This is a genomic window from Rhodovulum sp. PH10 (assembly GCF_000293785.1).
In the GTDB taxonomy this organism is placed as follows: Bacteria; Pseudomonadota; Alphaproteobacteria; order Rhizobiales; family Xanthobacteraceae; genus Rhodoplanes.
Genome location: NZ_AKZI01000042.1, coordinates 1 through 15,223 on the forward strand (window position 1 = coordinate 1; position 15,223 = coordinate 15,223).

The 15,223-nt window shown below is 64.2% G+C and carries 14 protein-coding genes; 7 read left to right on the forward strand and 7 right to left on the reverse strand.

Features of this window, described 5'->3' with window-relative positions; genetic code table 11:
* Positions 1 to 235 precede the first annotated feature (235 nt).
* The 5 genes from A33M_RS08345 to A33M_RS08365 all read right to left on the reverse strand — a co-directional run bounded on the left by A33M_RS08345 (position 236) and on the right by A33M_RS08365 (position 7,094).
* Positions 236 to 964, reverse strand: coding sequence for a hypothetical protein (locus A33M_RS08345; protein WP_157223382.1), 729 nt, complete (start codon positions 962 to 964; stop codon positions 236 to 238).
* 46 nt (positions 965 to 1,010) lie between these two features.
* Positions 1,011 to 3,293, reverse strand: coding sequence for a polysaccharide biosynthesis tyrosine autokinase (locus tag A33M_RS08350; RefSeq protein WP_040619752.1), 2,283 nt, complete (start codon positions 3,291 to 3,293; stop codon positions 1,011 to 1,013).
* A gap of 203 nt (positions 3,294 to 3,496) precedes the next feature.
* The gene (locus A33M_RS23775) at positions 3,497 to 4,189 is read right to left on the reverse strand and encodes a hypothetical protein (protein ID WP_052026951.1); all 693 of its coding nucleotides are present in this window, start codon (positions 4,187 to 4,189) and stop codon (positions 3,497 to 3,499) included.
* A 227-nt stretch (positions 4,190 to 4,416) separates the two neighbouring features.
* Positions 4,417 to 5,841, reverse strand: coding sequence for an O-antigen ligase family protein (locus tag A33M_RS08360; RefSeq protein WP_008385728.1), 1,425 nt, complete (start codon positions 5,839 to 5,841; stop codon positions 4,417 to 4,419).
* 59 nt (positions 5,842 to 5,900) lie between these two features.
* The gene (locus A33M_RS08365; protein WP_083850376.1) at positions 5,901 to 7,094 is read right to left on the reverse strand and encodes a polysaccharide biosynthesis/export family protein; all 1,194 of its coding nucleotides are present in this window, start codon (positions 7,092 to 7,094) and stop codon (positions 5,901 to 5,903) included.
* A 770-nt stretch (positions 7,095 to 7,864) separates the two neighbouring features.
* Here A33M_RS08365 and A33M_RS23780 point away from each other — a divergent pair.
* The 3 genes from A33M_RS23780 (at position 7,865) to A33M_RS08380 (ending at position 10,511) form a co-directional block, all read left to right on the forward strand.
* Positions 7,865 to 8,482: a hypothetical protein gene (locus A33M_RS23780; RefSeq protein ID WP_157223383.1), complete on the forward strand. Its 618-nt coding sequence runs from the start codon at positions 7,865 to 7,867 to the stop codon at positions 8,480 to 8,482.
* Positions 8,483 to 8,632: 150 nt separating this feature from the next.
* The gene (locus tag A33M_RS08375) at positions 8,633 to 9,058 is read left to right on the forward strand and encodes a hypothetical protein (RefSeq protein WP_052026952.1); all 426 of its coding nucleotides are present in this window, start codon (positions 8,633 to 8,635) and stop codon (positions 9,056 to 9,058) included.
* A gap of 169 nt (positions 9,059 to 9,227) precedes the next feature.
* Complete coding sequence (locus A33M_RS08380; protein ID WP_040619754.1) at positions 9,228 to 10,511, forward strand: hypothetical protein; 1,284 nt, start codon at positions 9,228 to 9,230, stop codon at positions 10,509 to 10,511.
* Between the two features lie 68 nt (positions 10,512 to 10,579).
* On the opposite strand, the gene A33M_RS08385 is transcribed toward A33M_RS08380, so the two are convergent.
* The gene (locus tag A33M_RS08385; protein ID WP_237718322.1) at positions 10,580 to 11,176 is read right to left on the reverse strand and encodes a transglutaminase-like cysteine peptidase; all 597 of its coding nucleotides are present in this window, start codon (positions 11,174 to 11,176) and stop codon (positions 10,580 to 10,582) included.
* Positions 11,177 to 11,522: 346 nt separating this feature from the next.
* Here A33M_RS08385 and A33M_RS08390 point away from each other — a divergent pair, with 346 nt between their 5' ends.
* Complete coding sequence (locus A33M_RS08390) at positions 11,523 to 12,257, forward strand: metallophosphoesterase (RefSeq protein ID WP_157223384.1); 735 nt, start codon at positions 11,523 to 11,525, stop codon at positions 12,255 to 12,257.
* Positions 12,235 to 12,936: a hypothetical protein gene (locus A33M_RS08395; RefSeq protein WP_040619759.1), complete on the forward strand. Its 702-nt coding sequence runs from the start codon at positions 12,235 to 12,237 to the stop codon at positions 12,934 to 12,936. The genes A33M_RS08390 and A33M_RS08395 overlap by 23 nt, the downstream gene beginning before the upstream one ends.
* A 70-nt stretch (positions 12,937 to 13,006) precedes the next feature.
* On the opposite strand, the gene A33M_RS08400 is transcribed toward A33M_RS08395, so the two are convergent.
* Positions 13,007 to 14,083 carry a hypothetical protein gene (locus tag A33M_RS08400; RefSeq protein WP_157223385.1) on the reverse strand — a complete coding sequence of 359 codons (1,077 nt, stop codon included), beginning with the start codon at positions 14,081 to 14,083 and terminating at the stop codon, positions 13,007 to 13,009.
* Between A33M_RS08400 and A33M_RS08405 the strand changes: the two genes are divergently transcribed.
* Together A33M_RS08405 and A33M_RS08410 are read left to right on the forward strand one after the other, a co-directional pair.
* Positions 14,082 to 14,573, forward strand: a complete 492-nt coding sequence (locus tag A33M_RS08405; RefSeq protein ID WP_157223386.1) for a hypothetical protein — start codon at positions 14,082 to 14,084, stop codon at positions 14,571 to 14,573. The two genes, A33M_RS08400 and A33M_RS08405, sit on opposite strands and share 2 nt — an antisense overlap.
* A 103-nt stretch (positions 14,574 to 14,676) precedes the next feature.
* The coding region (locus tag A33M_RS08410) for a hypothetical protein (protein WP_157223387.1) at positions 14,677 to 15,223 on the forward strand (547 nt) is incomplete at its 3' end.

Below are 15,223 nucleotides of genomic sequence, written 5' to 3' on the forward strand. Positions count from 1 at the left end.
GCCACGGCGGCGGGAGATGGAGCGAGTCAGCCAAAACGATGGCTGGTATAATAGCAGACCTTCAGCTTGATGGGCTTCAGGCATCGGTTCACGACGCTGACGGCGTGGTCGTAGATCAGAGGATTGCTCACATGGGCGCGAGAGGCGGCCTCGATGTCGAGGCACGGCTTACCGAGCGAGCGGACCTCCCGTACCATTTCCGAAATGATTCGCGCCTGCCGCGGCGGTCATTCTCTCACCGGCTCCAGGGCCGCTCGCTCGGCCGGTCGATCCCGGGAACCTGGACGTCGTATCCGCCGCGATACAGCGATTTGGCGAATACCTTGCGACTCGGCTCATCCACTGTCGCAAGTCGAGGGATCAGGACTTCACGGAGACTCCAGCCGGGTCCTGTGAGGATCGAGGCCGCCTCTTTGAAACCAGATTGGACGAGCCCGACGAACTCGGCGACGGCAACCTCCTGCAGGTCCGGGACAAGCCGGGAATAGAGAGCTAACGTCCACGGGCTCCGCCGCACGGCGACCCACCCCTCTCGCGGGCCGGTCCGATAGGACATCTCGAGCAGCGGCAGACGGGTCGGATCCGAGCCGCCCGTGAAAGTCTCGCGCCAGAACAGCGCGAGCCACAGGAACGAGTCCGACGGACCGGTCGCCAGGGCACGCGGCAGGACCTTTCGCAACGCGTCCATGTGACGATCGATGTCGGTCCGGCGTCCGTCCGCGACGGCGGTCTCGGCTTGGCGCAGCTCATAAATGACCGCGGCGCGGAGGCTGGAAAAACGCGGCTCTGGTGTCGCCGCGATCTCTGCCATGACAGGCGCGACTCGGTCGAGGTCCTCCGCCTTGTAGCGGTCGCCCTGAACGATCCGGGCTGCAACCCGTTCGAGGGCAGGCGCCTGCCGGGCACTTCCAAGTATCGTGGCAGCCCACGCGATCGATCCGGCGCCGACGATCATCAGTGCCACCCGGATCCACGCATTCGATCCGGCTGTCGGTCGCGACGACACGCCTCTACTCCACGTAACCGTACTGGGCATAGTGCTTCCGGTAATAGCTGCTTCCGTAATAGTGCTCGTAGCGTCCAATCATGCGCGTGTCCGCCTTGTTGAGGACGACCCCGAGCAGCCGATCGTAGACGCCGCGCGCTCCGGACAGCGCATGCTCGACGACGTCGATCTTGGTGCGTCCCCATTCCACCACGAACAGGTAGGAGTCGACGATTCCGGTCGTCGCACGCACGTCGACCACCGGTGCGAGCGGCGGAAAATCGATGACGATATAGTCGTAGTTCGCGCGCATACCATCGAGAAGCTTCTTCATCGCGGCACTGGAAAGCACCTCGTTGGTGTGGAGAAGCTTCACCGCCGCGGCGGCTCCGGCCGGGAGGAACAGGAGGCCGCTCGCCGGATCGCTGATCAGGGCATGACGCAACGCGGTCTTGTCCGATACGACCTCGACGAGTCCGGGGGCGTCGTCCGGCGCGAGCTTACGGGTGAGCGAGGGGTTGCGAAGGTCGCCATCGATCAGCAGCACGCGCCCCCCCGAATGGGCGATCAGCTGGGCGAAGTTCGCGGCAATGGTCGACTTTCCTTCCCCCGGCATCGACGAGGTTACACCGATCACCTTGTTCGACTTGACGGAACCGTTGAGATCGGCCGCGACCTTGATCGACCTGATGGCCTCGGCGAAGCGCGACAGCGGCTGCTCGACGACGTGAGCCAAGAGTGAGACGTCGTTCGCTTTCTCTGCGCGCCCCAGTGTCGGTCCAGTGGCATTCACGATTCCGAGCAGTGGCTTCTCGGACGTCTTCTTCCTGAGGTCAGGCGTGACGGCGAGGCAGTTCGTCTGGAGGAGATCCTCGACCTGGCTGCTGGTTCGGAACACGCGATCGCTGATCTCACGCAGATAGGCGAGCCCGAAACTCGCCACCAACCCGCCCGCCAGTGAGATCGCCAGCACCATCAGGGTTTTCGGATCGCTTTTCCCGAGGGGCCGCGACGCCGGGCTGATCAGCCGCGCCTCGGTGATCGGGAACGACTGCTGCTGCACCGCCTCCATATAGCGCTGGAGGAAGTTGTCGTAGAGGGCGCGGTAGGTCTGGGCGTTGCTCTCGAGCTCGCGCAGCTGGATCTGCGCCTGATTGGTCGTCTGCGTCTCGGAAACCACGGTGTCGAGGCTCGCTTTTATGCTCTCCTCGCGGGCGCGGGCGATATCGTAATCACTTCGATAAGCCTGCTGGATGCGCTGAAGCTCCTGGCTGATGTTGCGTCGGATCTCCTGCATCTGATTTCGGAGATTGACGGCCGCCAGGTGATTGTGTCCGTACTTCGCCGATATGGTCGCCTCGCGCGCGGCGAGGTCGACGTACTGGCCACGCAGCTTGATGATCGTCTCGTTCTTCAGCGCATCGGCGACCGACTCGTTCGGGATCTCCTGCCGCATGATGTCGTTGATGCGGTCGAGCCGCGCCTTGGCCTCGGCAGTGGAGGCGCGCGCGAGAATGAGCTGGCTGTTCACCTCGGCGAGCTGCTGCTCCCCGATCAGGCGGCCACCGGTGTCGACGATGTTGTTCTTTTCCTTGTAGTCGATGACGGCGCGCTGGGCCGCCGACGCCTGGGTGCGCAACTCGCGGATGCGATCCTGCAGCCAGAGGCTTGCGCGCTTTGTCGCCTGATACTTCGCCTCAAGCTGGTCGACGATATAGGCATCGGCAATCGCATTGGCAATTGCCGCCGCCTTGCCCGGGCTGAGTGACCGAAACGACAGTTCCATTGCATAGGTCAATCCGAGGCGTTTGACGGTTCGCGCATTCTCGAACCGGCTCAGCGCTCTTCGGGTGAGATCGAACTCGGACGGCGTTGCATCGGAGGCGAACGGACTGAGTAAGACCCGGATGACGGTAGCAACGAGTCCGCCGCTCGCACCGACGAACTCCGGATCCTCGGTGAGGCGCAGATCCTTGATGACAGCAAGGCTGATGTTCTCGGACTTGAGAATTTGCACTTGCGTCTCGACCGTCCCCGCGTCGATCGCGATGTCCCCGAGCACCGATTGTTGCTGGAAGAGCTGAACCTTCCGTGTGTCGATCACCATGGTCGCCGTCGCGGTGTAGCGGGCCGGCGTGGTGACCAGATAGACGAGCCCGAGCACCACCGCGCAGGCCATGACGATCAGGATCAGCGGAAGTTGCCGGCGGACGATGTCGAGAACGGAGGTCAGGAGTTCGGCTGGCGACGGCTCGTGACTTGCGAACTCCCGATCGACAACCGGCGGCCCCTTATCGATCTGCAACATGCGCCACGACGCCCTTCGAGCCCGAAACAGCTGAATTGAACGGAAATCTAAAGCGAGAAATCACGGACATCCGCCGCAGCAACTGCGACTCTCTGCCTTCGCTGAGCAGCTGCGCAGCAGATCACAAATACCCCACCACACCGTAGTCTTCGGGATGACCGGTCCACGATCCGCCGCCCGTTTGGCTTCTGACGGATCGTCGCTCACAGCCCTGGACTGACGTCAAACACACTCGTTCCGGAACTGGACAGCCCGCCGACACCGCCGCCGGTCCCGCCGGTCAAGCTCACCGAGCCGGGATTGGTCGTCGCGTTGTTCCCGAAGGCCGTGGTCGAACTCCCGCCCGACACTGTGGCGATGCCGGTCGTTGGGCCGCCGACGCCGGTTCCACCACCACCGGTTCCGGCTCCCGCCCCTCCGCCGCCGGCTCCACCTGCACCGCCCGCACCCGCACCGCCACCGCCGACAGCACCGATCTGAGAGTCGGGATTGACCGCAGCGAACGAGTCCTTCGCATTTTGGCTGGTCGCGCCGACCATCGCCTGCTGGATCTGCGTCGCGAATGTCTGATCGGGGCGGATGCAAACCCGATAGGCCTGTCCCAGGCCTGAGCCGATCGCCGACTGCTGACTGGTGTTGGCGGTCGCGAGCAACCCCATTACGGCAGACAACGTCGCCGGATCGGACGCTGCGAGATCGCGGACGCGCGATATCATCTCACCACCACCGTTGGGGTTCTGGCTCAGAAGCCCGTTCGGATTGTCCAGAAACGACCGGACGTCCGACGCCGGAAGCTGCTGCTGAGGCGCATAACACGCCGCGTTGGCGGCTCCTGCGGATCCGACGAGCGCCAAAACGGCCAAATAAGGGATCACCTGCCGAACCGACATGAGCATCTCCGTCGCGGACGTTTCGATTTAATTATCATAGAAGCGAACTCGGCGAAACCACAATCGGAGGCTGTCGCACCATCGATCGGTGCTTCGCTCGTCGCGCAACCCAACCGGCATTAACATCGAGACGACAATGGGAATTCGCTTTGCTTCCGACGTGGCGAACGGCCCCGTCGGCAGCGCCCACATTCGATGCTGGGATGAATGACGTCATGAAACTGACGTTAAGATTACTTCCCCGAGGGCACCGGCTCCTCAGCCCGGCGGGTACGACGGTCACCTGAAAAGGATTGCGCCAGCCCGACGCCGACCAACCCGAACGCCATGATGGCGTATCCGGGGAGTTGTAGCGAAAAATCGACCGCCGAGTGAAGAAGGCCGATCACGGCCACGCAAAGAGCTGCGAGTGGAACGGCTCGATCCCTCCGACGGATGACACTGCCTCTGGCCAAGATGCCGAGAACGACGATCCAGCCGACCACGACGGCGGCGCCGAGAGGAATTCCGACGTCGGCGAACAACTCGAGCGGCGTGCTGTGGGCGGCATTCCAGACACCCCACATCGAAATATCCTCGCTGCGATACGCCGGAAAGGCGTAACGCCACGTCCCCATCCCGGTCCCGAACCAGGGATGGTCGGCGATCATGCGCAAAGTCGACTGCCATCCGGCAAGCCGCCCCTCGTCGGCCAAGCCCTGAAGCTCGAACCGGGCACCGACGCGGCCGCCCATCACCTGCAGAACGATCATGACGGCTGCGGCGGCCCCGGCAGCCGCAACGACCAGCGCTTTCCCTCGTGAAAGACGGCGCCGGAAGAACAACGCGACCGCCAGGAGCAAGGAGACGCCCGAGGTGAGAACCCCGGCGCGCGATGCGGTCAGGAACAGCGCAAGAACACAAACGAAGGTCAGCGTGAAGGGAACGATGAGACCTTCGCGCCCTTTCGGGTCACCGGAGGTGAGCTCGGCCAACAGCCTGAACCAATCGATCTCGCCGTCCGGCAGCCGTCGCCGAATCTGCTCCAGGAGGAGAAGCAGGCAAACCACTGCGCACGACCCGAAGAAGGTCGCGGCGGTGTTTCGGTTGATGAACGTGGAGGTCAAATACCCCCCGCTCGAGGCTTTGTCCCGCCACATGGACTCGAGGGGATCATGAAACAACGCGACGATCCCATAAGCCGCATAGGCAGCTCCGGCCCAGCCGATCACGCGAAGCGCGCGACGCGCATCGTCGCGGTCCCGGCCGACGAGAAGTCCGAGGGTCAGGGCGAGCATATTCGCGAGCGGCGCGCCGAGGGCGAAGAACGGCTCTCCACGGACGATGGACACCGATGGCGCCACTGGAACGCCCAGCAACGCCTGCGCCTCGGCCCAAATCGGATGGAACGACGCGATCCACGGATGTTCGGCGAGTTGCTCGTGGAGAACCAGGGCATAGCCGGCGGCGATGGCCGCAATGCCGACCAGAACCCACCGGTGTGGCGCCCGCAGACGCGCCGTCGGCGCCAGCACGAGGCCGAGCCCCAGCAGGCCACACCATATCGCGACGATCGAGGTGTCTCGAGAGCCCAACGGAAGCGGGGCGAGGATCATCACCCCGAACAAAATCCAAGCTGAAATCCGATGGCTGGAATCGACGGTCGACGATGTCGGCATGAGGAAACTCGAAGGCCGAGGCGACGATATCGCCTCGGCCTCGTTCGTGCTCGCCCGCCTCATGGCCCGTGGATACGACTGTTGTACCGGGCGATGTAGACGTCGTTGACGGTCGCGACTCCCTGGCGTGTCGTTCCGAGCGTGGTGTTCACGAAGTCCAGGAACTTGGTCGCATCGACCTGAGGCGCGTTCGCGACATAGAGAACATCGAAAGGCCGCATCTCCAGTTTTGTCGCGAGGAAATAGCCTGCCGGATCCTGGAAGCTCACCGTGAATATGACCGGAATCAGTCCCGTCGGATACTTGCTGCAATCGATGCCGAGCAGTTCGGCGACCTCGCGCGGCTCGCGACGATACAGGAAGACCGAGCCGGGGTCCGCCTGCAGGTCATAGAGACCGCCCGCCTTGGCGACCGCCTGCGCCAGATTGATCTTCCAGGCATCGAAGTTGAACTCGCCCTGCTGACCGGTCGCTCCGAAGGCGAGGAACTTCATCGGCTCGCGATAGACGTAGATGCGGTCGCCGGGCTGCACATAGATGTTGTTGGACGGCATGTAGATCAGGTTCGCGAACGGAACCGTCGCACGCTTGCCGTTCCGCTCGAGCAGAACCCAAGTCTCCCACCCGTTTCCGCTGATGCCGCCGGCGCGGGTGATGGCATCGGTGATGCGGTCCTGCGCACCGGCCGCAGCGCTCGGGTAACGAACCGGAGACCGCACGTCGCCGACGACGCTGACGAGCGAGGTCCGCTGCTCGCCGAGCGAAACGACCACTTGCGGCTCGATCGCGCGATTTTTGATCCGATTGACGATTTCGTTCTGCACCTGGACGTTTGTGCGGCCGGCCGCCTTGATCACACCGGCATAGGGGACGCTGATATTTCCGTCGTTGTCGACGGTCTGAGACGGAAGAGTCACGAAATTGCCGGGACGCACGCCGGCTTCGATCGGAATGAAGAGGCCACCGGCCGCCGCCTCGAAGATCGTCACGTTGACGACGTCGCCGACGCCGAACGTGATGCTGCTCGGCGGGCGCCGGTCGGTGAAGACGCCGGCGAGAACGCTGGGCTCGTGATTCGCGAGAACATCGACCGTCCGTGCGTCGAGCTTGACCAACGCGTATGCCAGTGTCGGACTGCGCTCGGTCCTGACCTCGAGGCTCGCTGGCCCGGACATCGGAATGAAGCCACAGCCACCGACCGCTGTGAGTGCCGCAATGCACAGACCTCGCATCAAAATCGTCCTGGGACGCATCCCCCCCTCCCGCAGCCAAAACCCCGCCCACAACCCTGAGTGTGATACAGTTCGAAAATACCTTTCGCAATCCGAAATTGAAACGGTACCACCCACCCTCCGTCGCTCAAGTCCTCAGCGTTGCATCAGAGCAACAGTTCGAGCAAACACCCCAGTACAGGCCACAGAGTTGTTTGAATGCACTCGGCCGCGAGCCCACAATAAACTGTCGATTTAGTCATTAACGCTTTATTAAACGTATTTTACGAGCTCTTTTTGAGGCTATAGTCGAAGCATGCCGCATCGTAATTAGCACACAGTTCTCACCGAACCGCTGCGGACTGCCCGCGCAAAGCGAGCAGCGATGCTGCGTCCGACGTCACTGCAGCAATATTCGGCACTCAATAGTTGTCGGTCATGCGTCATGGTGTAATGGTGCCGATCAAATGCAGTACGGCCGGCACAGGTCACCGTTGCCCCCGAACGGCGGAAGACGACGGCCGACCAGGAGCCATCATCTCGGACTGCCCCATCGTTCGCGCGGTGGCGGAACGTGAAACGCAAACTCGAGATTCTGAACCGGCGGTCGGAGCTCTGATGGCGTTCGGTGAGCGTTATCTGTGAGACATGAAGGACCGAAAGATCGGCCGACATAGAGGAGGAGCAGGTCTCCTGCCCTCGGAAACCCGGAATGTTCTGATTTCCCGGATCGACGCCATCCTCACGAACCTTGCACGGACGCCCCTTATCGGTCGGTATTCGGAATGAGATGTCCTTCACGCTCGACCTCGGTGATCACGACCGCGTTTCTTGCTCTGGTCGGCACGGCACTCGATCGCACACCCGTTCGCGCCGATGGCGCCCGCCAGACCTTCGAGCACTGCCGGGCGATTCCGGAAGGGCCGGCGCGGTTGCGCTGTTACGATCGGGCCTTGCCCGGCGCCCCGCCGGCTCCACCGCAAGAGGCTTCATCAGACCGCCAGCGAATCGGATCCTGGCGGCTCGTCCACACCCGGGATCCCGCGGGAGGAAAGGACGCGGTTTCCATCATGCGAACGGCCGACCTGACGAAATCGGATCCTTCGTTCGTCGGCCTGATGGTTCGGTGCGGTGAATCCGATGTCGAGGTGCTTCCGGTCGTCATCCCGCCGCTGCCGCCCCGGGTGTCGCCCGAAGTCAGTTTCGGCGAGGGCGCGAAAAGTCTCACATTGCGGGGAACGGTGGTGCCGCCCGGATCGGCGATCCTGCTCCCGCCCCGCGCGACCGAAGAAGCCCGATCCGTTTGGCGCAATTCCAAATCCGTCGCGGTCGAGATCACGGCAGAGAGCGAGACGATCCGCGGATCGGTTCCTCTGGACGATTTTCCGAAGGCACTGGATGCGCTCGTCACGGCCTGCAGCGCTCGGTGACCAGCTGCCGCTGCCGCGCGCCGACGTGAAAACGCCGGAGACGCATCGAGCCGTGGCCCGCGAAATTGCTCCGTCCATCTCTTCGTGACGGTTGACCGAGCGAGGTATTCCAGCGCTAGATGAAAGGCGACGAATGACTGGACATTGACCATGTTGCGTCAGAAATACTCGCAACAGCAAGCAGGTGTCGGTGGCAGCATCGGGATCGTTCGCCGAGTCTCGGTTTTCCTGTCAGTCGCCCTCGCGCTCCTCGAGTCATCGACCGCCTCGGCCCAAGCCGACTATCCGAACGTGCTCCACACCCGATACCAGGCCGTCGATCGGGCGAAGGGTGGGCGTTTCATCATTTGGCTGGACCGGGAGAAGGTCCATCACGGTCTCGATCCTCGGCTCTATCCGGCAGCGGTGTATGTCGACGTGAGGCACGTGACACCGGCTCCGGGATCCCCGACCGTCAGCATGATCGAAGTCTTGCCGATCGATTCCGCCGTCCCTGAATTCTACCACGTTGCCGGCATCGCCCGCTTCAAGATCACGGGGATGCGCATCGAAACCACCAACATTCCGCAACCGTGATTCGTCCGCAGCCGATCGGACGGGCGGACCGACGTCGTGAGAGCGATCTCGCCGCCCGACTCCGATCGGTCGCGCGGGCCGCCCCGGTCGGCAGAGATCCTCGACGATCCGCCATCGCATCATCGTCCGCAGCGTCGCGCAGCGATTTCTCTCACCAACGGCTACGATCGTGACACTCGCATTCGGCCTCCTCGTCGCGCTCCTTCTGAGCGCCCCTGCCCTCGCCTTCGCGCCGTCACCCACGACCTCCGCGCTGGTCACGCTCTATGTCGCGGTCGTGATTGGGACCATCGGTCTCGAATTGCGGCCCGGAGAGGCGGCGCACGTGGCGAAGGTGTCGCGCCGAGCGGCCGTCGTCGCGGCGATCCCGGTGCTGGTCATGGCTCTCCAGCTCCTGCCCGCACCGGGGCTCGGCAATCCGATCTGGGCGTCCGCCGCGGCCGCGCTCGGGCAGCCGCTGACCGAGCGCATCACCATCGATCTCGGCGCGTCGGTGGGTGCGATCGGCTTCTATCTGGTCGCCGCCGCGACCGCGATCGCCACGGTGGGCGTGGCATCGGACCGACACCGCGCCGAGTGGCTCCTGTTCGCTCTCACCGGGGTCGGCACGCTGATGGCAGCGACGGCCGTCGTTCACGATCTCACGGGCTCGACGTTTCTCGGAGAAACCGGGATGCCCACCCGGGGCGTGTTCGATGCCGGGGCTGCGCTCGGCGTCGTGTTCGCCGCCACGACGGCCAATCTGGCGGTCGAACGCTACGAGACCCGGCGCGGGCGGGCTGCGATGACGACCGTGCAGCTGATCGAGGGACTGTCTTTGTCGCTCGGCGCCCTGCTCGTCTGCGCCTTGGCGGTCGGCTTCTTTTCCGGCGGGCTGCTTGCCTTCGCCGCCGGGTGCGGGTTCGCGACCTTCGCCGTCTCGGTCGCCGTTCGGCGGCTCGGAATGGGCGCCTGGGTGAGTACCGGCCTGGCCGCTGCAGTGCTGGCCGCGGCCGCCATGATCGCGGCGGGCAATTGGAGCGGGGAGGCCGACATCGCCCTTCGCTTCGCCGCCACCTCGGGCGTCCTCGCCAGCGAGCAACGCATGGTGTCGGACGCTGGCGCAGGCGGAAGCGGCGCCGGGACATGGCCGGCTGTTCACCGGCTGTATCGGATGCCCGACGAGCCGGTTCGGCCACCACCGACCACGGCGGCCCGTATCGAAGTCGAGTTCGGCTGGCCGGCGCTGTGGGGGGCGATCGTCCTCGCCGTGCTGCTCGTCGCCGAGCTCGTCGCCGGCGCCCTCGGTCGCGGGCGTGACTCGTTCTATTCCAGCGGAGCGGCGGCCGCGGTCGTCGTGGTGGCCATCGAGACGTTTCGTGATGCGAGCCTGTTCACGCCCACCATCACGATCGTCGCGGCCGTGACAATCGGGCTCGGCCTCGCACAGTCCAAAAGTCGTTCGGCGCACTGATCGGGTCGGCCCCTCGGACCGACCCGATCATCTCCCGTCAGAAAATCTATCAATCTTTGAAAACGACGTCACGCGGCCGGACGCGCCAAGGTGGCCCAGAACAGCGGATTCTTCGGTGACTGCACCCGCACCCACCGATAGCGGGTCGCCGTCCACGGCCGGATATTGGCGTTGAGGTTGTCCAGGACGAGGTCACCTTCGTCGGTGCGCGCAACGAGCACGAGATGGTGCTCACCGGACGCGATCACGACCTCGGCCAGGAGCAAGGCGTGCGCCGGCCAGCCCTGCGCGATCAGCTGGTGGCGCTTGGTCACGGCGTAGTCGTTGCAGTCGCCGGCCCGCGGCGCGATGAGCCACCGCTCGGCTTTCACCCCGCCCATGTTGGCTTGCGGCCGAATCGCCCGATTCACCTCGGTGTTCACGGATCGGAGCTGCTCCCGGCGGGCTTCGGTCAGCTTTGCCGGACCGCCACGGAACACGATGGGTCGGACCTTGCAGTCGCCCGGATACTGAAGGCAGAAGCGCGCATGGGCCATCGGCGCCATCGCCGGCTGGTCGAGTTTCAGGCGCTGGACCTGGAATTTGAGAGCGCGCGGCTGGCCGAAGAAGGCCGCATTCGCCAGGCTAATTCCACCCGGTCCGAATCCGCAGAATTCCGCGAACATCGTCACGATGAAGAGTATTCCAACACCACGCCTCATCGCCCAGCCTCCCGTGCTCGTTGTATGATTTCGAAATACACGGGAGAGACTGCAGTCCGGTTCAGATGGACCCCTCAAATTGATTCGAACTTTCAGAATTCGAGGATTTTGAATACCTCTATACCTTTGTTTTATTTGATTTCTGTATAATCCATCATAAAAGTCATAAAAACCCAATTTTGAGAAAAAAGCATTTTAATCTATTTGAAGAGTCAGCCGCGCGACAAAGGGCAAAAGTTGCCAGCGGCGCGATCGGGCGCGTAAGACATCCCGAACATGATCCCGTCACTCCGAGGTCCGGCCTTTCCCCGTGTGGAGCATCCTGAAGCCGAAACAGTCACGCCCCGCCCTTCCGGCCGGGTACCGCGTTTATGCGGTGGGTGACGTACATGGGCGCGCCGACCTTCTCGAGGGTGTGTTCGCGCGCATCGACGCGGACCAGAAGGCGCATCCCGCGCGCCAGCCGGTCGAGGTCTATCTCGGCGATTACATCGATCGGGGGCCGGATTCTCGAACGGTGATAGATCTTCTGATTGCCCGCAGCCGTCGCCGCGATATCGTTCTCCTGAAAGGCAATCACGAGACCTACTTGCTCGAGTTCGTTCGGGATCCGGAGGTGCTGCGGGGCTGGCGTCAATTCGGCGGGCTGGAGACGCTGATGTCCTACGGACTGCGGCCGTCGCTCAATCCGGGCAATCAGGAGCTCGCCGCACTGTCGGCGGCGCTACGTCAGGCCATTCCGCGCGCGCATTTCGAGTTCTATGGCGGGCTCTTGCCGTATTTCAGCCTCGGCGACTTCTACTTCGTCCATGCGGGAACAAACCCGCGCGTCCCTCTCGCCCATCAGGACGAACGCGATCTTCTCTGGATTCGCGAGGAATTCCTGGTGCACGAGGGTTATTTCGAGAAGATGATCGTGCACGGGCACACGCCCGTTCACGATCCGGACTTTCGCCCCAACCGGATCAACATCGACACCGGCGCCTATGCCACGGGTCGGCTGACTTGCCTGATGATCGAGCATGACCGGCTCACCGTTCTATAAGGCCCGCGCGCTCCTCGGACGGGCGACGCGGGTGTCGCTCCGCGGCGCGCTCCTCGTCTTCGCGCTCCTGCTCGGTGGCATCGGGGCATGGGAGACGGCCGTCGAGTTCGCACGCCCCGACCCGGGGCGGATCACGGTCGCGGACAGCGAGACGAGACTGTCCGCCACTCGGGCTGCAGCGGCGGGCGACGCGGCGCGACGCGCCGTGGTCAGAGGGGATCTGTGGGCCGATCATGCCGTTGCGCTCGTCGGTCCGACGGCGGCGGAACCGGCCCCGTCCGAACAGGCGATTGCCCGTGCACGAGCCGCCGCCGCCCGGGCCGTGCGTCTCGCTCCGCACGAGGCTCGGGCGTGGCTCGTCCTGGCCGACCTCGCCGAACGGACCGCACCACCGAAAGAAAGCGCCGGGCCGTTACGGATGGCCTTTTTCACCGACCCGGCGAATTTCGATCTCTTGCCCTGGCGCATCGCCGTGGGGACACGTTCGGAAGCGATCACGGACGACGAGATCGAAAGGCTCACCGAGCGAGACATCCGGCTGATCGCGGCGCGCGAAGGAGGCACTGCCGTCCTCGCGGACGCCTATCGTGCGGCATCCCCCGAAGGGCGCGCGGTCATCGAACGCACGACGGAACAAATCGATTCCGCCCTCGCTGCGGCCGTGCGGGCGACCGACTGATGTTCCGAGCAGTTTTGTCGGTGGGCCGCCGCTGCGGCTTTTGCGAAATCGATCGACGTCGCCTCGTCGGTCACGGGACGCGGCACTCGTAGACGATCGTGCCGCGGGTCGTTGCGGAGCTCTCGAGGCAGTGCGCCGGATCGGTGACGCGTCCCTCCACCGTGAAGTCGTAAGGGGCGCCGTTGATCATCAGCACGTAGCGGCCCGGCGGCAACGCGAAACCGGGATCCTCGGGCTGCACCAGCACCATCTCCTGGTTCTCCTTGAGCGGCCGAACCCGGAAATCGAAACCGATGTCGCGGATCACCCAGCGCGGCTCGGCCGGCGGTGCCGTGACCGCCTTTCCGGATGAATCGAACGTCATCATTCGTGCCAGCCGGGCAGCGATCCGGATCGGCACCTTCTCCGGGGCACTCGCCAGCATCTCGCGACGGAAGACCAGAAAGGTGAGACCTTTAGCGGGCAGCGCGACCGTGCCCGGGGAGGTGATCTGCAGGACCGTGCGCACCCGCGGATCGAGGGGCGAGGTCGTGGCCGGAGCGATCTCGGTCAGGGCATCGTTCTGGATCGCGTAGATGCCATAGACCTCCGGCAAGGGGAACGGCAGCGTGCTCGACGGACCGGCCGGTGCTGCCGGGACGGCCGAGACGACCACCTCAGGTCCGCGCACCGTTTCGGCCGGCGCAGCGACCGGCTCCACTCGAGGAGTGGACAGCAGCACATAGAGGGCGAGCGGAACGATGGCCGCGACGGCGAGCTCCGCGACCCGACGAGCCACGCTGCTGCCGAGCCACCCTGACGACGCCAGGAACAGGTTCGTGCGCTCCAATCCGGCGAGAGCGAGCCGTACGACGCGCCCGAACTCGCCCGCCGGGCCGACGGCCGAAATCCCTTTGGCGTCCGGCGTACGGGTCACCACCGAGCCCATCGGCACCGCTGGCTCGGCCGACGCCTCGATCGCCGAAATCGCCGCCTCGAGATCCGCGAAACGGTCGATCACTTCGGCCTCGGTCGGAGCCGGAAACCGCCGCTCGAACTCCCGTTCGAGCGTGAGCCGCGCGAGATCGTAGACCAGCCGACGAAGCCGCGCCGGATCCCGCGCGGCATCGGCGATCATCCTGTCGAGGACTGGCTCGAAATCCACCATGTCGGCAACGATTCTGCCGTCATCCCGTGTTCGCCGCGATGATAGTGGGTCGGGCCGGGTGATCCAACCCGAATACCCACGTCACGGACCGCTGCGCGGCGGAAATTCCGTGCTCGGACGAGCCGATCGAGTGGACTGGGTCGCCGAGAACGGACCGGATCTCGCCGGCGCAGAGTTCGAGCCGTTGGAAGAAGTCGTGGAAGGCTCGCTCGACCAGAGCAAACTTCGCACGGGCTCTGTCGAACGCTCCTTCCGCTTCACGAGGAGCCAGAGCCGCTCGATCGGGTCGAGATTCGGGGCGTCGGTCGGCAGATGGATCGGCACGATGCGGCAGCCGGGGTATCTGACGATACGGTACTTCGACCCGACCAAAATTACCTGCATTTCACACCGAATGGGTACCCCGATTTCGGGTGGCGACAAACTGCGTAAACTTTTGCGCATGGATTTTACGAAGGCCGTGGTAGTATATTATGCTTTTATCGTCTGAACTGATTCGAGGCTCCGATCGGATGCGCACCGGGTCGGCGGGTCGCCCGCGAGGTCGGTCGGCGCGGGTTCGGTGCCGCACGAGAGGCGACGGAGCTCGTATCATGACGATCATGCCGGCCGATTTGTCAGAACCGACCGTTTCCGCATCGACCCGAGCCTATTGGGAGATGCTGGGTCGCTTCGTCGCCGCCTTCACCGAGACCGAGAAGAACCTCCGGGCCACCCTGTGGCGGCTCGCCGACATGCCGACCGCGACCGCGCAGGCGGTGTTCGCCACGGTGCAGATCGACGCGGCCATGAACGCGCTGCGCCGCATCGCCGAGGCGCAGCAATGGACCCGCGAGCGCAGGGCCGAGCTCGAGGCTCTTTCTCATCAGCTCGGCCGCCTGCTCAAGCTGCGCAACGATCTGATCCATTTCGGCGCGATCGTGGAGGACGCCGAGCACTACACGGTGATCCACGACGCCACCGGTGGCCGCGCGCAAATCGTGCGGCTGTCGCCGTCGCTGCTCGCCGACGCGGTGACCGACCTCGCGCTGGTCGATCTGAGACTCACGCTGCTCGCCTTCGGCGACGAGATGCCGGCGCTGACGCGCGCTTCGTTCGATCGGGAGCGCAGGCGCTCATGGCGATATAAACCTCCTGCAC